The organism is Terribacillus saccharophilus (genome assembly GCF_002272075.1).
GTDB classification, from domain to species: domain Bacteria; phylum Bacillota; class Bacilli; order Bacillales; family Amphibacillaceae; genus Terribacillus; species Terribacillus saccharophilus_A.
Genome location: NZ_NPBJ01000022.1, coordinates 1 through 16,127, shown reverse-complemented (window position 1 = coordinate 16,127; position 16,127 = coordinate 1). Strand labels below are relative to the sequence as shown.

At 42.2% G+C, this 16,127-nt stretch carries 21 protein-coding genes; 17 read left to right on the top strand and 4 right to left on the bottom strand.

From position 1 onward, the window contains the following. Positions 1-3: 3 nt before the first annotated feature. The 3 genes from CHH48_RS11275 (at position 4) to CHH48_RS11270 (ending at position 2,108) form a co-directional block, all read left to right on the top strand. The gene (locus tag CHH48_RS11275) at positions 4-1,056 is read left to right on the top strand and encodes a tetratricopeptide repeat protein (RefSeq protein WP_095219243.1); all 1,053 of its coding nucleotides are present in this window, start codon (positions 4-6) and stop codon (positions 1,054-1,056) included. A gap of 14 nt (positions 1,057-1,070) precedes the next feature. Continuing rightward, positions 1,071-1,220, top strand: a complete 150-nt coding sequence (locus CHH48_RS19555; protein ID WP_176466424.1) for a hypothetical protein — start codon at positions 1,071-1,073, stop codon at positions 1,218-1,220. A 507-nt stretch (positions 1,221-1,727) separates the two neighbouring features. Next, complete coding sequence (locus tag CHH48_RS11270; RefSeq protein ID WP_095219244.1) at positions 1,728-2,108, top strand: hypothetical protein; 381 nt, start codon at positions 1,728-1,730, stop codon at positions 2,106-2,108. A gap of 119 nt (positions 2,109-2,227) precedes the next feature. On the opposite strand, the gene CHH48_RS19550 is transcribed toward CHH48_RS11270, so the two are convergent. Continuing rightward, entirely contained in the window at positions 2,228-2,371 is a 144-nt protein-coding gene (locus tag CHH48_RS19550) for a hypothetical protein (protein WP_176466425.1), read from the bottom strand. 125 nt (positions 2,372-2,496) lie between these two features. On the opposite strand from CHH48_RS19550, the gene CHH48_RS11265 reads away from it, so the two are divergent. From CHH48_RS11265 to CHH48_RS11225, 10 genes are all read left to right on the top strand, one after another. Next, on the top strand, positions 2,497-2,901 hold the full coding sequence (locus CHH48_RS11265) for an NUDIX hydrolase (RefSeq protein WP_095219245.1): 405 nt from the start codon (positions 2,497-2,499) through the stop codon (positions 2,899-2,901). A gap of 104 nt (positions 2,902-3,005) precedes the next feature. Next, positions 3,006-4,247 (top strand): cytochrome P450, encoded by a 1,242-nt coding sequence (locus tag CHH48_RS11260; RefSeq protein WP_095219246.1) that lies wholly within the window; start codon positions 3,006-3,008, stop codon positions 4,245-4,247. Positions 4,248-4,453: 206 nt separating this feature from the next. Further along, entirely contained in the window at positions 4,454-5,707 is a 1,254-nt protein-coding gene (locus tag CHH48_RS11255; RefSeq protein WP_095219247.1) for an alcohol acetyltransferase, read from the top strand. Next, entirely contained in the window at positions 5,707-6,420 is a 714-nt protein-coding gene (locus tag CHH48_RS19935; RefSeq protein WP_095219248.1) for a DUF6320 domain-containing protein, read from the top strand. The genes CHH48_RS11255 and CHH48_RS19935 overlap by 1 nt, the downstream gene beginning before the upstream one ends. Before the next feature lie 474 nt (positions 6,421-6,894). Next, positions 6,895-7,197, top strand: coding sequence for a lmo0954 family membrane protein (locus CHH48_RS11245; RefSeq protein ID WP_095219249.1), 303 nt, complete (start codon positions 6,895-6,897; stop codon positions 7,195-7,197). Positions 7,198-7,214: 17 nt separating this feature from the next. After that, the gene (locus tag CHH48_RS19545; RefSeq protein WP_175073405.1) at positions 7,215-7,379 is read left to right on the top strand and encodes a hypothetical protein; all 165 of its coding nucleotides are present in this window, start codon (positions 7,215-7,217) and stop codon (positions 7,377-7,379) included. Between the two features lie 20 nt (positions 7,380-7,399). Beyond that, on the top strand, positions 7,400-8,023 hold the full coding sequence (locus CHH48_RS11240) for a PspA/IM30 family protein (RefSeq protein WP_095219250.1): 624 nt from the start codon (positions 7,400-7,402) through the stop codon (positions 8,021-8,023). 87 nt (positions 8,024-8,110) lie between these two features. Beyond that, on the top strand, positions 8,111-8,830 hold the full coding sequence (gene liaF / locus CHH48_RS11235) for a cell wall-active antibiotics response protein LiaF (protein ID WP_095219251.1): 720 nt from the start codon (positions 8,111-8,113) through the stop codon (positions 8,828-8,830). Then, the gene (locus tag CHH48_RS11230; protein WP_095219252.1) at positions 8,827-9,870 is read left to right on the top strand and encodes a sensor histidine kinase; all 1,044 of its coding nucleotides are present in this window, start codon (positions 8,827-8,829) and stop codon (positions 9,868-9,870) included. Before liaF ends, CHH48_RS11230 begins: the two co-directional genes overlap by 4 nt. Continuing rightward, positions 9,867-10,499: a response regulator gene (locus CHH48_RS11225; RefSeq protein ID WP_095219253.1), complete on the top strand. Its 633-nt coding sequence runs from the start codon at positions 9,867-9,869 to the stop codon at positions 10,497-10,499. The genes CHH48_RS11230 and CHH48_RS11225 overlap by 4 nt, the downstream gene beginning before the upstream one ends. Before the next feature lie 39 nt (positions 10,500-10,538). Here the strand turns inward: CHH48_RS11225 and CHH48_RS11220 are convergent, their stop codons facing one another. Next, positions 10,539-11,174 (bottom strand): YpmS family protein, encoded by a 636-nt coding sequence (locus tag CHH48_RS11220; protein ID WP_176466426.1) that lies wholly within the window; start codon positions 11,172-11,174, stop codon positions 10,539-10,541. Between the two features lie 14 nt (positions 11,175-11,188). Further along, on the bottom strand, positions 11,189-12,094 hold the full coding sequence (locus CHH48_RS11215) for a GDSL-type esterase/lipase family protein (protein WP_095219255.1): 906 nt from the start codon (positions 12,092-12,094) through the stop codon (positions 11,189-11,191). A gap of 218 nt (positions 12,095-12,312) precedes the next feature. Here CHH48_RS11215 and CHH48_RS11210 point away from each other — a divergent pair, with 218 nt between their 5' ends. Beyond that, a complete protein-coding gene (locus CHH48_RS11210) occupies positions 12,313-12,510 on the top strand; it encodes a DUF2188 domain-containing protein (RefSeq protein WP_095219256.1) in 198 nt (65 codons plus the stop codon). A gap of 80 nt (positions 12,511-12,590) precedes the next feature. Next, positions 12,591-12,842 (top strand): hypothetical protein, encoded by a 252-nt coding sequence (locus CHH48_RS11205; RefSeq protein ID WP_095219257.1) that lies wholly within the window; start codon positions 12,591-12,593, stop codon positions 12,840-12,842. Between the two features lie 7 nt (positions 12,843-12,849). Here CHH48_RS11205 and rarD read toward each other — a convergent pair whose 3' ends face one another. Beyond that, a complete protein-coding gene (gene rarD, locus CHH48_RS11200) occupies positions 12,850-13,770 on the bottom strand; it encodes an EamA family transporter RarD (protein ID WP_095219258.1) in 921 nt (306 codons plus the stop codon). A gap of 172 nt (positions 13,771-13,942) precedes the next feature. Here rarD and cls point away from each other — a divergent pair, with 172 nt between their 5' ends. Then, positions 13,943-15,382: a cardiolipin synthase gene (gene cls / locus CHH48_RS11195; protein WP_095219271.1), complete on the top strand. Its 1,440-nt coding sequence runs from the start codon at positions 13,943-13,945 to the stop codon at positions 15,380-15,382. A 31-nt stretch (positions 15,383-15,413) separates the two neighbouring features. Next, a complete protein-coding gene (locus tag CHH48_RS11190) occupies positions 15,414-15,953 on the top strand; it encodes an acyl-CoA thioesterase (RefSeq protein WP_095219259.1) in 540 nt (179 codons plus the stop codon). The last annotated feature ends 174 nt before the right edge of the window (positions 15,954-16,127 follow it).

Here is a 16,127-nt window from a genome sequence, read left to right as displayed (position 1 = left end):
ACTATGGGACAGAATATCTTGGGGAATACCGATATTGCAGCTCAATTGGACAATTGGCTCATAAGTATCCGTCTGGATAAAAGAGAAGCTGCTGCAACCATCCATAGAGATTTGAAGAGTTCTATTAATGACTATGATACTCATAATCTCATCACCTATTTCTTAGTTGAAAGTCGCTTTTATCTCATGAATAAAAACACTAAAGAAGCTGCCGCATCCCTTGATAATGCTAAGAAATACTTAGACCATTTCAATGATATTCAGCGGCACCATATGCACATAGCAGAAGGTATTATTTTCTACGATGAAGACCGTTTCCAAGAAGCGCTTAACTGTTTTGAAAAAGCTGAAAAACTCCTGCATTTGATAGAGGATTCAGTAGAGATCGGTGAATTTCATCTCCGCAAAGCAATGACATATTTTTATCTCGACATTACATCATTGTCAGTACTTCATGGCGAAAAAGCAGCAGAAGCCTTTAGACCTCACAAGACATTTGAATTTTTACTTGCTCGTACAGAAATGATGCAAGGTCTAAATTTTGTAGACCTTCACAATTACGATCGAGCAGAAGAATCTCTCCATAAAGCCTTAACATCATTTAAAAATCTCGAAAACCATAACTTCATCACTTCGACAAACCTTAACCTTGGCGTTTTATATGTAAAAAGCAATCTACCGGCAGCTGCAATACGATATCTGGAAGAAGCGCTGAAAGGGAATCAAGAACGTATCCGTTTAAAAATCCTATACTTGCTTGCTGATTGTTATTGGAAGACTAATCAACATGCCAAAGCGTTAGATGCTTATACCGAAGGATTTAACACAAGTATTGAGAAGGGCGATATCGCGAAAAAATGGGAATTTGCTATGCTACACAAAAAATATGAGGATCGACTTAATTTTGAAAGTGTATGGCAGGAAGGCATAGATTACTTTAGAAAAATTAACGATAACTATAATGTAAGGCGGTTTTCTAAGGAATTAGCTCAATATTATACTGAGAATAATCAGTATGAAATTGCTACGAAATACTATGTATTGGCTCTACTATAAAAGGAGGGTTTTGTATGAAAAAGCTAGTTTTCTCATTACTACTTATCGGTGCAATAATAATGAGTGGTTTAGTAGGTTATGCTGACCAGCATCACAATGAAACTGCCGGTAAAGAAGGGGATCTTGGCAGCTCGATATTCTCATTAAAATTCCTCAATAAATAAGAAAAGAAGATCATCAGTAAATGATGATCTTCTTTTTATTCAAAACGTTGCTGCTACTTCTTGATTCTTTTCTTCTGAAAAAACCTACAATAACAATCACAAATTGGATTACTGTACCATTCCAATCACACCCGAAACGATTTTCAAAATCCGACCAATCACTAGAAAGAACAAATAGATGCCGTAGAAGTCTCTGATTGTTTGATACCGGATCAGTTATTCTGCTGTTCCTGGCTCTCCTCTGTACTTCCACGCTCGAATAAAGTGATTTACCATACGCCACATAGCGGTATCCAGGAAACAATGAACAGCCCCAATATAGAATGAGCATGAGGATTATAAGCAAATTGGTATAACAAATAGAAAATAATGCCCGACATTAACAATGGCCAAAGTCGATAACGAATCGATGCGATGAATCCCTCAATTTCTTTTACTTGTATTTCCAAATCATAAATTATGTTACGCTTTCTTCATGACTATTTCTAAAAAGAAAGAGTGATCTAAATGACAATTCAAATCAGAAAAAAATTTGGTTATCTGGGATTCCTTGGTCGCGTTAAACTTTATATAAATGATAAACCTATAACAAAGTTATCCGTTGGTGACACATACACGTATGAACCGAAAGAAGACCAAGGAATCATAAGACTAAAAGTTAAGCAACATGGTGTAGGAAGCAACACACTTTTTGTAAGAGATACTTCAAAAGTGACCATATCTATTAATCCATACTATACGATTGCATTTATCTCCTTTTTTGCGAGTCTATTTGTTAGTACTTCTACATCTTTGTCTCTTCTTCTTATCCCAGCTATGATATCACTCATTGCCTTTATTTTTATCGGCGCTACACAAGCATTCGTTCTAAAAGAAGTAAGCGAATAAAGGGTTATACAGCCCTTTTTATAATGAAAAATTCACTAATCTTCCCTCTATTTCTGCCTGTGTTACACCATATAACGATGTATTGTTTCTTGTTCCGAATGATTGAATATAACCATCAGTTACGCGATATTCTTGGTTTGCTTGTGGAAGAAATAACCGAAGGTTAATCTTTTGCCTTGTGACAATGTGTTCCGTGTCATAAGCAGAAAGTCAGGACCAGGCGCTGCAGCTAAAGCAACTCCAAGAAGAATGATCTCAAGCATTGGAAAGCCCCCTTTGCAAAGATTTTAACATTATTGCTCTAGAGAAAGAATGCACATAAAAAATCTTTATGGAGGCAGGAGCAAACAGCTTTTTAATGGAATGAAACAAGAAGGGGGGAACGAAGATGCCACCAAAACATATTGTTTCCGCAGCGGCAATCGTACGGAATGAACTGGGGGATATTCTATTGATCAAAGGACCAAGGCGAGGCTGGGAAATGCCGGGAGGCCAAGTCGAAGAAGGAGAATCACTAAGCCAGGCAGTGATTCGGGAAGTGAAGGAAGAGAGCGGAATCGATATTGAAGTGAACAAGTTTTGCGGTATCTATCAGAATGCAGAGAAAAGTATTTGCAATACACTTTTCCTTGGTAAACAGATTGGCGGTGTTTGTACGCCTTCGGAAGAAAGTCTGGAAGTTGGCTATTTTCCGCTTGAACAAGTCAAAACAATGGTTACCTGGGGGAATTTTCTAGAACGGATCGAGAGCTGTCTCGATGAGAAGCAGCACCCATTTTATGTAGCGTTTTAATACATAGGAAGCACCTTGCTTAGGAAAAATAAGCATGGTGCTTTTCGTTTTTAAGCTCTGATACCAGGGAAATAGACAAGCAAAACAGGGAAGGGTGACGTTGTATGTCCATGCCGAAGGAAGAAGGATTAGATCATAGTCTTGCATTTTTAAAGGAAGGTTATGAGTTCATTCTGCATCGGAGAAAAAGTTTTCAATCAAATGTGTTTGAGACTACCTTGCTCGGGAAAAAGGCTATTTGTCTTGGTGGGAAGGAAGGTGCAGCACTCTTTTATGACCCAGATAAGTTCATTCGTGGTGGAGCTGCTCCAAATCGGCTTGTCAAAACACTGTTCGGTGAAGGTGGCGTGCAGACATTAGATGGGGAACAGCATCGTAACCGCAAGGCGATGTTCATGTCTATCATGACAAAAACACATTTGCAACAGCTCGATAAATTGTTGGAATCGGAATGGGAGAAGACCAGCGAGCAGTGGGAAAAAATCGATCAGTTAACGTTATATGAAGAATCGCAGAAGATCCTGATGAAGGTGGCATGTGATTGGGCAGGGGTTCCGCTGGATGATGCGAACAAAAGGACAGAGCAAATGCGTTGCCTATTCGAATCGCCAGCAGCCGTAGGACCTGCCCACTGGAAAGGACGAACCTCTCGTTCTAAAGCAGAGGACTGGATTGCCGGACTTGTCGAGCAGGTAAGGAACGGGAATCTGCATGCGACGAAGGAAGGTGCACTCCGTGTCTTTTCCGAGCATCGGGATAGTGACGGGAAACTGCTTCCGGTGCGGGTAGTTGCTGTAGAAGTGCTGAATATCCTGCGGCCGATTGTAGCCATTAGCATTTATATTGCATTTGCTGCACTTGCCCTGCATCAGTTTCCGGGAGAAAGAGAACGGCTGAAAAAAGGAGATGGCAGCATCCGTCGGTTCGTACAGGAAGTTCGCCGCTTCTACCCATTTTTCCCGGCTACCATGGCGAAAGTGAAACAGGACTTCGAGTGGGAAGGTTATCAATTCAAGGAAGGCACTCTGACTCTGCTGGACTTGTATGGTAATAATCATGATCCGCATTTATGGGAACAGCCGGATCTATTCCGTCCCGACCGGTTCCTTGACTGGAAAGAAAGCCCGTTTGACTTTATCCCGCAGGGCGGCGGGGACTTTGACATGGGACATCGCTGTGCAGGAGAATGGGTTACAATACAAGTGATGGAAGTGAGCGTTGATTTTCTTGTAAACCGCCTGCAATATAATGTATCTGAACAGGATTATAGCTATAGTCATTCCTCCATGCCAAGCATGCCGAAGAGTCAGATGATACTGTCTGATGTTCAGAAAACGTCTAATTGAAAGCAAGAACTCCGTTGATTTTGTCAATGGAGTTCTTTTTTAGTTTGTAAAAAACTTCATATAAGGTAACCTGAGATAAATAGATAAAAAATTATGATCTAGAATATAGTACAATTTTATGGTTATGTTTAAAATGAGATCGTCCTATTTGCAATTTAAACTCAGGAACAAAATTGAGAAACCAAGCATAAAGAGGGGATATTAGCATGGAAACAGAGTGGTACAAACTAGATAGTGCTGGTAAGCTTTATGCTTCTACTGTTTCTTCCAGGGTATCCACTGTCTTTCGTCTTTCTGTAAGTATGTACAAATCGATCAACCCTGCATTTCTTCAAGAGGCTTTAGAGGAAACATTAGAAGAGATATCTTCTTTTAAAGTTATCGTAAAAAGAGGCGTATTTTGGTACTACTTCGAAAAAACATCAACTATTCCTACTGTATCTGAAGAGCATTATTACCCTTGTTCCAATCTATTTTTCAGAGGTCGCAACACATTTCCTTACAGAGTACTTTACTATAATAAAAAAATCTCTTTAGAACTATCCCATATGTTGACGGATGGTACTGGAGGAATAGAATTTTTAAAGCTATTAATAAGCAACTACTTGAAAAAAGAAGGCGTCATTGTTCCCTGTATAAGAAAAAAAATAAGTGACTTTAACTTTGATAACGCCTTTTTTCACCATTACGAAAAGATGGTTCCAAACTGGCAGGACACTTTGGATAAAGCATATAAGCTTCCATTAAGATTGGACAAAAGAGGCGTGTATCATGTTACAACTGGTAAGTTAGAGATCAAAGTATTAAAGAACATAGCAAAGCAATACCAAACAAGTATCACTACTTATTTGTTGGCGTTATATGTTGAAATATTGATTGATATTCAAGCACAAAATTCGAAAACAAGAAAACCTATTACAATAAATGTACCTGTCAACTTGCGTAATTTCTTTGAAACGAATACATTAAAAAATTTCTTTGTCAGTGTTCCGGTAACGATCGATCCTCGTCTAGGTACATATAGTTTTGAGGATATCATTGAAACGATTAGTATAGAACTAAAAAGATATTTAAATGATAAACAGTTAAAAAGGTTAATTGCCCGCGGGGTGAGGGGAGAAAGGAACTTTCTGCTTCGGGCGCTGCCTTTGTTTGTGAAGGATTGGATTTCTCCAATGGTGCATGCTAGGTTCGGAGAAAACTTGTATACAAGCTCAATCTCCAATTTAGGAGTAATATCACTTGAAGAAGAATTAGAAAAACATGTGGAGCGGTTTGAATTTTATCCCCCGCCAAGTATCGGTAACAAGATAAAAGCAGGAGTAATAAGCTACAAAGATGATATGTATATTACATTTGGTAATTTGTCGAATGATCGGCTAGTAGAAAGAATGTTCTTTAGAAAATTAGTTAAAGAAGGCGTACAAATTAAAATTGAAACCAACAGGAGTGCATATTAATGGCCTACTGTCCTAAGTGCGGGGTGAGTGTTGAAAAGGACCAAGTTCCTTGTCCGCTATGCTTTACCTATATACCAAAAATAGTAAGCGATGAAGAGTTGTTAGATACGAACGGGTTTCCAACATATTATAGTTTATATGAGAACCTAGTTAACTTTTTCATACGTGTTGTGTATCGTGTTCTCTGTGTTTTGATGATTCTGGGTTTCCTCATTCCTACACTCATAGATATCATATTGAATAAATCATTGACCTGGTCTTTATATAGCAACTTATCTATCCTTATAAGTTGGAGCTTCCTGTACGTTGCTTTTGGTTATGTAAAAGGAAAAAGAGATAAGATTATCGTCATATTGATAACAATATGTCTTGGGTTATTAGGATTTGACCTAATCAACGGATATGCCGGATGGTCTGTCGAGACAGCATACCCGCTCCTTGTGATCACCTTGTTATTGCTGAGAATAAATATTGTTATATTTAAAAGAAATAGAAGCTGGTTCCGTCAAAGCGGATATATTATTTTTTCGATTCTTATTCTTCTCATCGGAATTGAATTTATAGTAGGCAGGTATTCAAATACTGAAAATATCGTTTTTCATTCTGTAGATGAACTTCTTCCGTCTACTTTATTAGGTTCTATTTTACTCCTGATTTCGTATAGGATGCCTAAAAAGTGGGCAGAAAAGTTGAAGCGGAAATTTCATATTTAATGTGGATGCTTAGTTCAAGAACAAATCAGAAACGTTCGTAGATTATCGAATCTACGGACGTTTTTTTGTTGCTTTACTTTAACGGGGAAAGAAGAATCTCTGCAATTCTAAACAGTTTCTTATGTCTTGCGTGTTGTCTAGCTGCAAAAGCCAGAAACTGCGCCGGAAGCGATAAATCCCTGCGTGGTGAAGGACGCCCACTCCTGGCTTTCTCGCTTCCTTCTCCGTTCCTAAGCGGCTTTTTCCGCCTTTCATATGATCTAGCTCCAGAAACCAGAAACTGCGCTGTAAGCAATGAATCCCTGCGTGGGGAAAAGCGCCCCACTCCGGGCTCCCTTGCTTACCGCTTCGTTTCTAAACGGTTTCTTCCGCCTTTCATACGACCAAAGTCTTATTCAAGTTATGGCTTGGGGTCGTTATGGGGGAGCGGGGATAGCGGTAGACTAGGAGTATGAAAGGAAGGAGAGAGGCTTGATGAAGAAGGTGTTATTGATAATCGGTGCGGTTATTGCTGTTGCAGTGCTTCTGGCGAATCTGGGCTCGCTGCTTGTGTTGGCCATCAGTGTTGCAATTGGCTATTACGGGTTGAGGAGGTTCATCCTGACTGATAGTGTCGGTGCCAAGATTGGCTGGGGTGTAGTGATTGGGATTGGTGTATGCATTTCACTTTCCAATCTGCCGGCGTTGATCGGGTTGGTTGCTCTAGCGGTTTTGTATTACTTGTATCGAGCTTGGAAGAAGGATAAGGAAGCAGAGAAGTTCGATTATACACTGTGATTAAAAGGAGGAGTATAGTGGACGATTATTTGGAGCAGCGGATACGTGTGCTGGAATTGGAAGTGGAGGAACTCAAGGAGAAGGCAAAGCCGAATCGGCAGGATAACACATGGATTTGGGCATTTATCCCGATTTTGGCGTTGCTCATCCCAGTATTGGCCCTTGTCGAAGATATATTCTAAACAAAAAAGGAGAGGTACACATGGAAAACATTTTTACTCGAATCAAACAGGCGGTAGCAGCAGATTTTCATGAAATTTTAGATAAGAAGGAAGAAAAGAATCCGACGGTTCAGCTCAGCCAGTATATCCGTCAATGTGAGCAGCAAGCGAAAAAGATTCGCGAATTGATCGAAAAGCAATATCAGCTCAAGCATGATTTCACAAAGGAGTACCATGCGGCGCAGGCGATGGCGGATAAGCGCGAGAGACAGGCAAAACTTGCTGCCGAGCAAGGGGAAGCAGAACTTGCTGAACAAGCGCAGAACGAACGCGAGCAATATCAGGAGCGCGCAGACAAGATTAAAGCGATGATGGAAAAAGCAAGCACGGACCTGCAAGAGCTTGAGAAGAAATACGTGCAGATGAAGCATAAGCTGAAAGATCTTTATGTAAAGAAAATGGAGTTTGCAGAGCGGGAGAATGTCGCAAAAGCTCATCGGAGCATGAATGAAATTTTGAAGCATAAACCGGAATTCGAATTTGCTACTAACAAATTTAATGATCTAGAAGGTTATATCGATCGTTTAGAACGGAAAGTGGATGCAGATTATCGGAAAATGACGCTGGATGCCAAGCTTGCAGATCTCGAGAAGAAATCTAGTTAAAATAGGCACATCATGGTAATCTAGGAAGGACACAGGCGGCTGTGTGCTTCCTTATTTACACTTGCCGCATGAAAGGAGTGCCTCGGAGTGAAGCCTAATGATATGATCCGCTGGCTGCTGATCACAGCAGCTGTCGTTTTTGTGGCTGAATTACTGCTGTCGGGGACAGGTGTGCTGATCGGAATTGGTTTGGGTATTCTGTTCATCTATCTTGGAAAGCGGCAGCTATCCGGTCGTAAAGGAACGATTTTGTTTTGGATAGGTATATTCATAGTCGCCATGAGTTTATTGCAATCATTCGCTTTTTATCTTGTACTGACAGCAGGGATCATCTATTACTTTACGAAAATCCATGACAATACAACGAGTAAACCGCAAACTTATCAGCCTTCCTTTGATCAGGCCGCCTCAGAGGAGCAGGTATTCGAACAGAAGTCTCTATTCCAAAACAGCTGGTTTGGCGCTCAGTCTGCAGGCTGCAGCGTTTATGAGTGGCAGGATACGAATATCCAGTCGTTCATAGGTGATACAATCATCGATTTGAATTATACAGTGCTGCCAAAAGAAGAGGCAGTCCTGATGGTACGAAAAGTACTCGGAAATGTACGAATCATTGTTCCATATGATATTGAAGTGGATGTTCATCATTCAGTTGTTTACGGCTCAGTCGCGATTTTCGACCACAGAGAACAGAACTGCTGGAATAAAGTCATTCATATGCGTACGAAAGGCTATCAGCATTCATCCCAGCGCATTAAGATTGTTACGAGTGTAGTAGCCGGTAAGCTGGAGGTGGTGCGCGTATGAGTAATATCGTGAAACGCCATGTCGGCTTCGGTATGCTGTACAGTCTGCTATTGCTAGCAGGATTGGCTGTGCTGTACATTGTCGATTTCCCAATGGATGATTGGACGGATATCTGGACGATGCATAAAAGCACCGTACCATTTTTGATTGCTGCGCCTCTCTTTGTTCTTTTTTCTGGTGCTATTCTCGGTCTGTTCTCCGGGCTGTATTGGCGTAAACGCTGGCATCAAGCTGCTAGGGAAATGGAAAGCATCCGAGAAGGCCAGCAGCCATTGAAGAAACGCAGTTTCAGCTTATCCGAGCTGCAGCATACATGGGCTGAACTTGAACGGCTTCAGACTTATATGAACGAACAGGCTAAACTTGCGCAGAAGCTGACAAACGAGCGAGTAATCGATCGCGAGGAAGAGGTCCAGCGTATCGTGTCCGAGGAGCGGAATCGTCTGGCAAGAGAGCTGCATGATTCTGTCAGTCAGGAGCTTTTTGCAGCATCTATGCTGATTTCTGCTTTGACCGAATCCGAAGAAGAAGTGACACCGCTGTTTAAAGCACTGAAGCAACTGGAAGCAATGGTTCAGCAATCACAGCTGGAAATGCGGGCACTGCTTCTTCACCTAAGACCGGCTGCCTTGAAAGGAAAAACGCTGCAGGAAGGAATGGAGCTGCTCCTGGAGGATCTGCGGGCAAAGGTACCTCTATCAATCGAATGGGAACTGGATACATTTCCTGTGGAAAAAGGTATCGAGGATCAGCTGTTCCGAATTGTACAGGAGTCGGTTTCCAACACACTGCGTCATGCAAAAGCGGAAAGCGTGTCGATCAAACTGCTGCAGCGTGACAGTTTCATCATCTTGCTCGTTCAGGATGATGGTGTCGGTTTTGAAGTGGGAACCGAACAGCCGGGAGCATATGGTTTACAAAATATGAAGGAGCGAGCAGCGGAAATCGGCGCCCATCTGCGGGTAGTAAGTGTACCGAAGCAGGGTACACGCTTGGAGGTACGCGTTCCGATGCTTGACAGGGAGGAAGAAGAAGCATGATCAAGGTACTTTTTGTAGACGATCATGAGATGGTCCGAATCGGTGTTTCAGCATATCTATCCACGCAAGCCGATATCGAGGTGATCGGGGAAGCAGATAACGGAGAGGAAGCAGTACAGCTGGCACTCGATCTGCGTCCGGATATCATTTTGATGGATCTTGTGATGGATCGAATGGATGGTATCGAGGCGACCAGACAAATTGTCGCAGCATGGCCCGAGGCCAAAGTGATTGTCGTCACAAGTTTCCTGGACGATGATAAAGTGTATCCAGCCTTGGAAGCAGGAGCTGCCAGCTATCTGCTGAAAACATCCAAGGCCTCTGAGATAGCGAAGGCAATCAGATCTACATATAATGGCACAGCTGTCTTCGAGCCAGAAGTAACGAATAAAGTGATGGCACGCATGCGAAAGCCTCAAGCTCCCGTTTTGCATGATACGCTGACAGCAAGAGAGCAAGAGGTACTGCTTTTGATCGCCAAGGGCAGGTCGAACCAGGAAATCGCCTCTGAGCTGTTCATTGCCTTGAAGACAGTGAAAGTGCATGTCAGCAATATTCTGAGTAAGCTCGAGGTGCAGGACCGGACACAAGCTGCAATTTATGTTCATGAGAATAAGCTTATTCAGTAAAAAAACAGGGCATCCCCTTTAAGGGATACCCTGTTTTGATTATAAACCGAATGTATCATTCGGAATATACAGCTTGAAGCTCAGATTATCATTCGGTAAATCAAATTGCTCTACTTCCACATGGAAATTGTTCTCTAATTCCATTTGGGTAACAGCAACATAGATGGATTCTTCATCCGGATTAATGGTTACCCACTCCGGCGTTTTATAATATCTATCTATATATTTGAGTACTTTATCATTTGGCAGGGAAAGACTGCCGAGTGATATATCTCGCTGTACAAGCAAAAGATCTCCGTTATCCTGTACCTGCGGCTCGAGCGTCATCTGCAGTGGAATCCGCACGCCGAATGCTGTAATACCTCCGCTTAGCTCCACCGCATCATCACCTAATACAACAGAATAATTATCGGAATTATCATTAAGCTCTTTATCGATATATGCATTTATCAGTTCATTGACATTTGCTTTTGTTGAGCTGATTGTGAACTCAGAGGAGTCAGAGCTGTCAAATTGTGCTTCCTTCGGCGGCTCTGGTGCTGGACTAAATGCCGGAAGGAAAATGAGCAGCAATAAAAGCAGCAGGATGATACCATTCGCAATAGCTAATATTTTAAAGTATTTCTTCCAGTCACGCTGTTTCGGTGGCTGAGATTCGTTCTTCCTGTTTTCCACGATACATCACCTGCCTATTCATCATCTTCCTGTATAACGGGCTTAATGCTTTCTAATACCCGTTCTGCAACTTTTCCATACCCGACTTCATTTGGGTGGAAGAAGTCATCAGACAGCAAACTTCCTGTCTGGTTACGGAACAAATCGGCTGTTTCAATATAATGCTGATCTTCTTCCTCTGTGACTTGCTCTCCTATGGCATTGTACTCATCAATGATAGTGCCAAGCTGATCCTTGAGTTCCGGAAAGTTTTCCTCGAACGGGTTATAAAAGCCAATCAAATATACTTCAGCATCAGGATTCAACGTATTGATTTTGTCGAATATTTCTTTCATTCGTTCCTCATAAGCTGGCATAGCCGCGCTATAGTCATCATAATCCAATTCGGTGAAGTGATCCTTCGTCACCTTCATAATATCATTGGCGCCGATTGTAATCAGGACAACGTGAGCATTCTCAATGGAAGCTGATATGACAGGATCGTTCAGTCTTTTCAGCAGCTGATCTGTTCGATTACCGCGCTTACCGAAATTATCAATTTTCACACGATCGTCCGTCTGCTCAAAGGTCTGCTGAAGAATTCCGACATAGCCGCCATTCTCCGTCTCATCGCCGACTCCTTGGGTCAAACTATCACCTACAGCTGTAATATGCAGATCTTCCTTGATGAAGAGACCGAGCGTATCCTTCAGCAATCGCTGGAAAGCATCTTTTATGTCTGAAGAATTATCCGCTTCTTCTTCAGATACAGTAGGGTCTTCATCAGGATTTTCGGAGGAATCAGTTTCACTTGGAACGACTTCTGTAGGGGCATTGGTGACTGTTGCTTTTTGATCAGATGCAGCAAAGACAATCACTGCGCCGATGACGATAGCGAGTAGGAACGATGCGATAATCAGGTAAATCTTTCTTTTTTGCAAGCATCATCACCCTCGTTTGGTAGAAATATAATTACGTACTCTCGCTGTTAAATTCCTTAGACAGGGGTATACGGTAAAATACAAATGTAAATTGGACGTAAAATTATATCTTACTAGATTTAAAGGAAGTTGAATAGTGGGAACAGCTGGCACGTGATGTTTCACGAGATGGACAGCTGGGAACAAAATCTATAAAAGCATGAAGGAGGAACATAGTTATGAAAGAATACAGTGTTGTCCCGAATAAAGATGTGTCTGGCTGGTACGTGAAGATCGAAAATGTAGCACCGACGGAATACCACAGCACACGCGATGATGCCATTCTGGAAGCGGAAGGACTTGCTAAGGAAAATACGCCTAGCAAACTTGTCATCTATGATGCAAAACAGGAAGTCGAGGAAGAACGGCAGTTTTAAAAAAATACCGGCAGGAATTGCCGGTATTTTTTAACCGTTTGGGCAGTTCTTGAATAAGCTGAACAGCAGGAGGTGCAGGTATGGATTTTTCCTTGCTGCTGTTAGCTTTTTCTGGAATTGCACTGCTTAGTATCGGTGTACTGCGACATTTCACGAATAACCCGTTCGTTTTATTCATCCCAGCCGCAGTAACGGCTTTGCTGCTGCTTGTTACCAGTGTATTCTCCTTATTGTTTCAAGCGGAGATCATCAAAGGGATATTATATATCTTTGCTACTATCTTATGTGGATTATTTGTGTTATTGCTTTTCTTGCCACCTTTTCGTAAATAAAGGTGGCTTATTTTGCAGTTTGGGCTTGATTGAGCTGCTTTGTGGTCAGGCGCTTCAGCCGGATGCCTGAAATGGTATATAGGACTAGAGCGCCCCAAATACATGAAAAAGCAATCAGATGTGCATGGGTGAATGCTTCACCGAATAAAGTGACACCTAAGAGAAGCATGAGTGTTGGTCCAATATATTGAAGCAAACCTATTTGTGTCAAAGAAAGTCTGCGGGCTCCGTGGGCGAACAGCAGAAGCGGTGCGGCTGTGGCAGCCCCAGACAAGAATAGTATAATCGCTGTACCTGTAGGAATAGGATCACTATGTGCTGCAGGCACAAAGAGCAGATACAAAATGGCCAGCGGAGTGACGAACATCGTCTCGATTGTCAGACCGAACATCGGCGGAATTGTCACGACTTTTTTCAATAGGCCATAAACAGCGAAACTGATTGCCAGCAGGAAAGATACCCAAGGAAACACACCATAACTGAAGGTCAGATAAATGACTCCAAGAGCGGCAAGGATGAAGCTGACAATTTGCAAGCGGGTGCTTTTTTCCTTCAGGACGATCATCGCAAGCAAAATGCTGATCAGTGGATTTATATAATAACCTAAGCTGGACTGCAGAACATGTCCGGAATTTACCGCCCAGATAAAGACGAGCCAATTGAGGCTTACGGTCAAGGAAGCTGCGAACAGACCCCAGAACGCGCGTTTATCTGAAAATAAATCCTTTATTTGTTTGAAAAAAGGGCGGATTTTACCTAGCAAAAGGACCACAAGTATCATCGTGACAAAGGACCAGACGATTCTGTGAGCCAACAGATGACCTGCATCTATTTCCCCTAGTAAATTCCAAAAAAGCGGCAGTATGCCCCACATCACGTATGCGATTGCTGCATACACGACACCGGACTTGGATGATTGCGATTGCATATTATTAAGCGCCTCTCTTTCTATCTCTGTATGATTTAAGTGTAAGGTTGGATTTGACGCTTTTCAATACTTTTGTTTCTTTTGGATTACAAGAAGTTGTCAATGCTTGATGTGATACTATATATTAGTATGGGTAATTGGAGATATGCTACATATGAAGGGAGACGCTCATGTGCATATATTTGCGTATTTATTAGGATTATTAACTATCATAAATATTCTCCTGGCACTAGCGATTGTTTTCCTGGAAAGGCGTGATGCCAGTGTTACATGGGCATGGCTGCTCGTACTCGTTTTTATTCCGGTTGCGGGCTTCGTAATTTACTTGCTCTTCGGCCGCAAGCTCTCGGGCAAGATATTCACCTGGGATACGAAATCCAGACTTGGGGTTAAGAAACAAGTACAGGCCCAACTGCGCGCCATCGAGGAAGATACATTCGTCTATAAACAGGAGGCGGTCAAGGAATACAAGGATCTTGCCTACATGCATCTGCGTAATGATGATGCGATTTTGACGCAAGGGAATGATGTGGAGCTGTTCACGGATGGCCAGAAGAAGTTTCATGCGCTGCTGCATGATCTTTCACAGGCTAAGGACCATATCCACCTTTTGTATTATATTGTACGAAGCGACAAGCTTGGCGAACGGTTGGCAGATGTACTGATTAAAAAGGCGCAAGAAGGCGTGAAAGTACGCTTCTTGTATGACGACATGGGGTCACGAAGTATCAAGAAGAACTATGTTCGCAGGCTCGTGAAAGCCGGTGTTGAAATCGAAGCTTTCTTCCCGTCCTTCATTCCGAAGATCAATCTGAAGCTCAATCACCGAAATCACCGGAAATTGGCAATCATCGATGGAAAGGTTGGTTATATTGGCGGCTTTAACATCGGGGATGAGTATTTAGGTTATGATCGTAAATTCGGCTATTGGCGTGATACGCATCTGCGGATCACCGGAGAAGCCGTAAGAGCAATGCAGACACGTTTCATTCTAGACTGGAACCAAGCCTCCCGGCATGATATTGAGTATGAAGATCGCTATTATTTGTCAGAACCAGTCGGTAATGTGGGAGTGCAGATCGTCTCAAGCGGACCTGATTCAGAATGGGAACAAATCAAGCATGGCTATATCAAGATGATTCTCTCTGCAAAGAAGTATGTGTATATCCAGACGCCATACTTCATACCGGATGAGAGTCTGGCAGATGCTCTGAAGGTTGCTGTGCTGTCAGGGGTAGACGTCCGGATTATGATTCCGAACAAGCCGGATCATCCATTCGTCTATTGGGCAACTTACTCAAATGCAGGCGACTTAATCAAGGCAGGTGCCCAAATTTATATTTATCAAAATGGCTTCCTGCATGCAAAAACGATTGTTGTAGATGATAAAATATCTTCTGTCGGGACAGCTAATATTGATGTCCGAAGTTTCCGCCTGAATTTTGAAGTGAATGCATTTTTATATGATCAAAATACGGCAGGGGTATTGAAAGAAAAATTCGAAGAGGATATCCTATTATCAACACAGCTTTCACATAAACTATATAAACAGAGATCAAATTGGATCCGTTTCAAAGAATCCCTTTCGCGTTTGATCTCCCCGATCTTGTAGCCTAAAGTATGGCGGAAAGAAGGAACCCATAGTGAAATCGAAACCATGTATCGCATCTTTGACAGTTAAAACGTCCCATGTACTTCCTCCTGATACGAACAGCCACGGTACGCTGTTCGGAGGAACGCTTATGGCTCATATCGATGACGTAGCGGCAATTGCTGCATACCGCCATGCTAGACAGCTTGTTGTAACAGCTTCAACCGACAGTGTAGATTTCCTTGCACCGGTAAAAGTAGGAGATACAATCTGTGTAGAAGCATTTGTTACGTGGACGAATAATACCTCCATGGAGGTATTTGTCAAAGCAGTGACAGAGGATTTGCGCACAGGAGACAGAAAGGTATCGGCAACTGCGTTTGTAACAATGGTTGCGCTGGATGACAATAAACAGCCGATTGTAGTACCAGAAGTATTTCCGGAGAGCCCGGAAGAGAAGTGGCTGCATGATGGTGCGCCGCAGCGTGCTGCCTACCGCAAGGAACGGTTGAAACGCTCCAAGGAAATGGCAGTGGCATTCGGAACTGACTATCCATGGTATCGTAACGACGGACGTAATTTCGAAGAATAATAAGTAAGACGAGCCCGATTTAGTTCCGGGCTCGTTTTTTTATGTCAGGATATTCTTTTCAACGTTTCATAATATACAATTACATGCGTATCTATCGGAGAAATCTAGAATAACTTAGCGTTTTCAACCAAAATATAAGAGGCTGGGGCAAAAATGTTTTAGACATATAAAAAA

What these genes read in the sequence shown, in the direction of transcription:
- CHH48_RS11275 (WP_095219243.1), top strand. Translation starts at nt 4, where the DNA reads ATGGGACAGAATATCTTGGGGAATACCGATATTGCAGCTCAATTGGAC.
- CHH48_RS19555 (WP_176466424.1), top strand. Translation starts at nt 1,071, where the DNA reads ATGAAAAAGCTAGTTTTCTCATTACTACTTATCGGTGCAATAATAATG.
- CHH48_RS11270 (WP_095219244.1), top strand. Translation starts at nt 1,728, where the DNA reads ATGACAATTCAAATCAGAAAAAAATTTGGTTATCTGGGATTCCTTGGT.
- CHH48_RS19550 (WP_176466425.1), bottom strand. Translation starts at nt 2,371, where the DNA reads ATGCTTGAGATCATTCTTCTTGGAGTTGCTTTAGCTGCAGCGCCTGGT.
- CHH48_RS11265 (WP_095219245.1), top strand. Translation starts at nt 2,497, where the DNA reads ATGCCACCAAAACATATTGTTTCCGCAGCGGCAATCGTACGGAATGAA.
- CHH48_RS11260 (WP_095219246.1), top strand. Translation starts at nt 3,006, where the DNA reads ATGTCCATGCCGAAGGAAGAAGGATTAGATCATAGTCTTGCATTTTTA.
- CHH48_RS11255 (WP_095219247.1), top strand. Translation starts at nt 4,454, where the DNA reads ATGGAAACAGAGTGGTACAAACTAGATAGTGCTGGTAAGCTTTATGCT.
- CHH48_RS19935 (WP_095219248.1), top strand. Translation starts at nt 5,707, where the DNA reads ATGGCCTACTGTCCTAAGTGCGGGGTGAGTGTTGAAAAGGACCAAGTT.
- CHH48_RS11245 (WP_095219249.1), top strand. Translation starts at nt 6,895, where the DNA reads ATGAAGAAGGTGTTATTGATAATCGGTGCGGTTATTGCTGTTGCAGTG.
- CHH48_RS11240 (WP_095219250.1), top strand. Translation starts at nt 7,400, where the DNA reads ATGGAAAACATTTTTACTCGAATCAAACAGGCGGTAGCAGCAGATTTT.
- CHH48_RS11230 (WP_095219252.1), top strand. Translation starts at nt 8,827, where the DNA reads ATGAGTAATATCGTGAAACGCCATGTCGGCTTCGGTATGCTGTACAGT.
- CHH48_RS11225 (WP_095219253.1), top strand. Translation starts at nt 9,867, where the DNA reads ATGATCAAGGTACTTTTTGTAGACGATCATGAGATGGTCCGAATCGGT.
- CHH48_RS11210 (WP_095219256.1), top strand. Translation starts at nt 12,313, where the DNA reads ATGAAAGAATACAGTGTTGTCCCGAATAAAGATGTGTCTGGCTGGTAC.
- CHH48_RS11205 (WP_095219257.1), top strand. Translation starts at nt 12,591, where the DNA reads ATGGATTTTTCCTTGCTGCTGTTAGCTTTTTCTGGAATTGCACTGCTT.
- rarD (WP_095219258.1), bottom strand. Translation starts at nt 13,770, where the DNA reads ATGCAATCGCAATCATCCAAGTCCGGTGTCGTGTATGCAGCAATCGCA.